Origin of the sequence: Curtobacterium sp. MCPF17_003 (genome assembly GCF_003224385.1) — a bacterium.
Taxonomy (GTDB): Bacteria; Actinomycetota; Actinomycetes; order Actinomycetales; family Microbacteriaceae; genus Curtobacterium; species Curtobacterium flaccumfaciens.
In genome coordinates this window covers 1-5,552 of the sequence record NZ_QKLC01000034.1, presented here as the reverse complement: position 1 = coordinate 5,552, position 5,552 = coordinate 1, and the positions used below count along the sequence as shown (strand labels likewise).

Below are 5,552 nucleotides of genomic sequence, written 5' to 3'. Positions count from 1 at the left end.
AGTGCGTCTGGTCCTTGAGAACTCAACAGCGTGCACATTGTCAATGCCAATTTATTGATTGACCTCGTGCCTGGTCGGTTTGCCGATCGGGTCATGAAGCAATTCCTTTTGGATTGAAGATTGTCAGTAGACAGTCAACAGTCAGAATCAACTCGGTCTGATGCCTTCGGGTGTTGGGTCTGTATTTTTTTACGGAGAGTTTGATCCTGGCTCAGGACGAACGCTGGCGGCGTGCTTAACACATGCAAGTCGAACGATGATGCCCAGCTTGCTGGGTGGATTAGTGGCGAACGGGTGAGTAACACGTGAGTAACCTGCCCCTGACTCTGGGATAAGCGTTGGAAACGACGTCTAATACTGGATATGATCACTGGCCGCATGGTCTGGTGGTGGAAAGATTTTTTGGTTGGGGATGGACTCGCGGCCTATCAGCTTGTTGGTGAGGTAATGGCTCACCAAGGCGACGACGGGTAGCCGGCCTGAGAGGGTGACCGGCCACACTGGGACTGAGACACGGCCCAGACTCCTACGGGAGGCAGCAGTGGGGAATATTGCACAATGGGCGAAAGCCTGATGCAGCAACGCCGCGTGAGGGATGACGGCCTTCGGGTTGTAAACCTCTTTTAGTAGGGAAGAAGCGAAAGTGACGGTACCTGCAGAAAAAGCACCGGCTAACTACGTGCCAGCAGCCGCGGTAATACGTAGGGTGCAAGCGTTGTCCGGAATTATTGGGCGTAAAGAGCTCGTAGGCGGTTTGTCGCGTCTGCTGTGAAATCCCGAGGCTCAACCTCGGGCTTGCAGTGGGTACGGGCAGACTAGAGTGCGGTAGGGGAGATTGGAATTCCTGGTGTAGCGGTGGAATGCGCAGATATCAGGAGGAACACCGATGGCGAAGGCAGATCTCTGGGCCGTAACTGACGCTGAGGAGCGAAAGCATGGGGAGCGAACAGGATTAGATACCCTGGTAGTCCATGCCGTAAACGTTGGGCGCTAGATGTAGGGACCTTTCCACGGTTTCTGTGTCGTAGCTAACGCATTAAGCGCCCCGCCTGGGGAGTACGGCCGCAAGGCTAAAACTCAAAGGAATTGACGGGGGCCCGCACAAGCGGCGGAGCATGCGGATTAATTCGATGCAACGCGAAGAACCTTACCAAGGCTTGACATACACCGGAAACGGCCAGAGATGGTCGCCCCCTTGTGGTCGGTGTACAGGTGGTGCATGGTTGTCGTCAGCTCGTGTCGTGAGATGTTGGGTTAAGTCCCGCAACGAGCGCAACCCTCGTTCTATGTTGCCAGCGGGTTATGCCGGGGACTCATAGGAGACTGCCGGGGTCAACTCGGAGGAAGGTGGGGATGACGTCAAATCATCATGCCCCTTATGTCTTGGGCTTCACGCATGCTACAATGGCCGGTACAAAGGGCTGCGATACCGTAAGGTGGAGCGAATCCCAAAAAGCCGGTCTCAGTTCGGATTGAGGTCTGCAACTCGACCTCATGAAGTCGGAGTCGCTAGTAATCGCAGATCAGCAACGCTGCGGTGAATACGTTCCCGGGCCTTGTACACACCGCCCGTCAAGTCATGAAAGTCGGTAACACCCGAAGCCGGTGGCCTAACCCTTGTGGAAGGAGCCGTCGAAGGTGGGATCGGTGATTAGGACTAAGTCGTAACAAGGTAGCCGTACCGGAAGGTGCGGCTGGATCACCTCCTTTCTAAGGAGCATCTGGTCAGTGCTGGTCGCTCATCATGGGTGGTTGGTTGCTGGTCCAGGCGCCTGATTCGGACCGAACGTGTCCGACGGGTAGCTCATGGGTGGAACATTGACAGTGCAGTTGGGAGTGATGCTTCCGACCTCAGTACGCTCTGCTTGCAGGGTTGGGACGGGTCGAAGGTGGAGCTGCTGGCTGGTGCACGTTGTTGGGTCCTGAGGGACCAGGCTTCCTGCTGACGCGTGAGTGTTGGTGGGGGTTGGGCCTACGGGTCCTTCGTCGGGCCAGGGTGAACCTACCGTTGTGGTGGGGGAGTGCTGGTGCCGATCGTATGTTGAGAACTACACAGTGGACGCGAGCATCTTTGATTCGCGTCATCCATGACCGGCCTTCGGGTTGGTGTGGTGACGTTGGATCGCAATTTTAATCTTTGTGGTCAAGTTTCTAAGAGCAAACGGTGGATGCCTTGGCATCTGGAGCCGATGAAGGACGTAGAAATCTGCGATAAGCCTCGGGGAGCTGATAATCGAGCTGTGATCCGAGGATTTCCGAATGGGGAAACCCCGCCAGGCGTTTTGCGACCTGGTGACTCCCGCCTGAATATATAGGGCGGGTAGAGGGAACGTGGGGAAGTGAAACATCTCAGTACCCACAGGAAGAGAAAACAACATGTGATTCCGTGAGTAGTGGCGAGCGAAAGCGGATGAGGCTAAACCGATCATGTGTGATAGCCGGCGGGCGTTGCATGGTCGGGGTTGTGGGACACGTCACTCAGTTCTGCCGGACTGGGACGGTTACAGCGCATCATAGTCGAACCGGTTTGAAAGCCGGGCCGTAGTGGGTGCCAGCCCCGTAGACGAAATGGTGTTATGGCCGGATGTGTATCCCAAGTAGCACGGGGCCCGAGAAATCCCGTGTGAATCTGTCAGGACCACCTGATAAGCCTAAATACTCCCAGATGACCGATAGCGGACAAGTACCGTGAGGGAAAGGTGAAAAGTACCCCGGGAGGGGAGTGAAATAGTACCTGAAACCGTTTGCTTACAAACCGTCGGAGCCTCCTTAGTAGGGGTGACGGCGTGCCTTTTGAAGAATGAGCCTGCGAGTTAGTGATATGTGGCGAGGTTAACCCGTGAGGGGCAGCCGTAGCGAAAGCGAGTCTGAATAGGGCGTTTGAGTCGCATGTTCTAGACCCGAAGCGAAGTGATCTATCCATGGCCAGGTTGAAGCGACGGTAAGACGTCGTGGAGGACCGAACCCACTTCAGTTGAAAATGGAGGGGATGAGCTGTGGATAGGGGTGAAAGGCCAATCAAACTTCGTGATAGCTGGTTCTCTCCGAAATGCATTTAGGTGCAGCGTTGCGTGTTTCTCGCCGGAGGTAGAGCTACTGGATGGCCGATGGGCCTCAACAGGTTACTGACGTCAGCCAAACTCCGAATGCCGGTGAGTGAGAGCGCAGCAGTGAGACGGTGGGGGATAAGCTTCATCGTCGAGAGGGAAACAACCCAGACTACCAACTAAGGTCCCTAAGCGTGTGCTAAGTGGGAAAGGATGTGGAGTTGCACAGACAACCAGGAGGTTGGCTTAGAAGCAGCCACCCTTGAAAGAGTGCGTAATAGCTCACTGGTCAAGTGATTCCGCGCCGACAATGTAACGGGGCTCAAGCACACCACCGAAGTTGTAGATTTCGCACTATAGACAAGCCTTCGTGGTTCAGTCGTGCGGAGTGGTAGGAGAGCGTCGTGTGGCGAGTGAAGCGGCGGAGTGATCCAGCCGTGGACGCTACACGAGTGAGAATGCAGGCATGAGTAGCGAAAGACGGGTGAGAAACCCGTCCTCCGAAAGACCAAGGGTTCCAGGGCCAGGTTAATCCGCCCTGGGTAAGTCGGGACCTAAGGCGAGGCCGACAGGCGTAGTCGATGGACAACGGGTTGATATTCCCGTACCGGCGAACAACCGCCCAAGCTAATCCAGTGGTGCTAAGAGTCCTAACCCGGTACAACCGGATCCCTTCGGGGTGATGGTGGCCGGTCTAACGCTCGACCCCATGCTGGTGCGGTTAGCGTATGAACAGGTGTGACGCAGGAAGGTAGCTGAGCCAGGCGATGGTATCCGTAAGGTGAACCTGGTGTAAGGATGTAGGGCTGACGATAGGCAAATCCGTCGTCTGTGTGCCTGAGATCCGACGCGTACCCGTAAGGGGAAATCAGTGATCCTATGCTGCCGAGAAAAGCATCGACGCGAGGTTGCAGCCGCCCGTACCCGAAACCGACTCAGGTGGTCAGGTAGAGAATACCAAGGAGATCGAGAGAATCGTGGTTAAGGAACTCGGCAAAATGCCCCCGTAACTTCGGGAGAAGGGGGGCCGGACACGTGACCGGATTTACTCCGTGAGCGTTGAAGGCCGCAGAGACCAGTGGGAAGCGACTGTTTACTAAAAACACAGGTCCGTGCGAAGTCGCAAGACGATGTATACGGACTGACGCCTGCCCGGTGCTGGAAGGTTAAGAGGAAGGGTTAGCCTTTGGGCGAAGCTCTGAATTTAAGCCCCAGTAAACGGCGGTGGTAACTATAACCATCCTAAGGTAGCGAAATTCCTTGTCGGGTAAGTTCCGACCTGCACGAATGGCGTAACGACTTCCCAGCTGTCTCAACCGCGAACTCGGCGAAATTGCACTACGAGTAAAGATGCTCGTTACGCGCAGCAGGACGGAAAGACCCCGTGACCTTTACTACAGTTTGGTATTGGTGTTCGGAGTGGCTTGTGTAGGATAGGTGGGAGACTGTGAAGCGGGCACGCTAGTGTTCGTGGAGTCATTGTTGAAATACCACTCTGGTCACTTTGGATGTCTAACGTAGGACCCTGATCGGGTTCATGGACAGTGCCTGATGGGTAGTTTAACTGGGGCGGTTGCCTCCCAAAGAGTAACGGAGGCGCCCAAAGGTTCCCTCAACCTGGTTGGCAATCAGGTGGCGAGTGTAAGTGCACAAGGGAGCTTGACTGTGAGACTGACAGGTCGAGCAGGGACGAAAGTCGGGACTAGTGATCCGGCAGTGGCTTGTGGAAGCGCTGTCGCTCAACGGATAAAAGGTACCTCGGGGATAACAGGCTGATCTTGCCCAAGAGTCCATATCGACGGCATGGTTTGGCACCTCGATGTCGGCTCGTCGCATCCTGGGGCTGGAGTAGGTCCCAAGGGTTGGGCTGTTCGCCCATTAAAGCGGTACGCGAGCTGGGTTTAGAACGTCGTGAGACAGTTCGGTCCCTATCCGCTGCGCGCGTTGGAAATTTGAGAAGATCTATCCCTAGTACGAGAGGACCGGGATGGACGAACCTCTGGTGTGTCAGTTGTTCTGCCAAGGGCACCGCTGATTAGCTACGTTCGGACCGGATAACCGCTGAAAGCATCTAAGCGGGAAGCCGTCTTCGAGATGAGATTTCCATGCACCTTGAGTGTGAGAGGCTCCCAGCAGACTACTGGGTTGATAGGCCGGATGTGGAAGCGGGGACTAACGACCCGTGGAGCTGACCGGTACTAATAAGCCGAAGACTTGATAACACACTGATTTCCGTGCACGTGTTGCACGGGCTCGCGTCCACTTTGTGGTTCCCGACAGACGATCGGGAATCGAAACTGAATACACCGCTCTGCCCTCTTCACGGGGGGCAGCAGCTGGGACAGCTTTGAGACCAACAGTATGATCTGGTCGAGAGTGTTCCGGTGGTCATAGCGAGAGGGAAACGCCCGGTCACATTCCGAACCCGGAAGCTAAGCCTCTCAGCGCCGATGGTACTGCAAGGGGGACCTTGTGGGAGAGTAGGACGCCGCCGGACTTAACGTA

The 5,552-nt window shown here is 55.5% G+C and carries 3 rRNA genes; all 3 read left to right on the top strand.

The features are described 5' to 3' along the window. The first annotated feature begins 188 nt into the window (after positions 1-188). The 3 genes from DEJ30_RS17710 to rrf all read left to right on the top strand — a co-directional run bounded on the left by DEJ30_RS17710 (position 189) and on the right by rrf (position 5,544). Positions 189-1,710 (top strand): 16S ribosomal RNA (locus DEJ30_RS17710). A 431-nt stretch (positions 1,711-2,141) separates the two neighbouring features. Continuing rightward, positions 2,142-5,269 (top strand): 23S ribosomal RNA (locus DEJ30_RS17705). Between the two features lie 158 nt (positions 5,270-5,427). Next, a 5S ribosomal RNA gene (gene rrf, locus DEJ30_RS17700) occupies positions 5,428-5,544 on the top strand. Together the 16S, 23S and 5S rRNA genes form the textbook arrangement of a ribosomal RNA operon. Positions 5,545-5,552 lie beyond the last annotated feature (8 nt).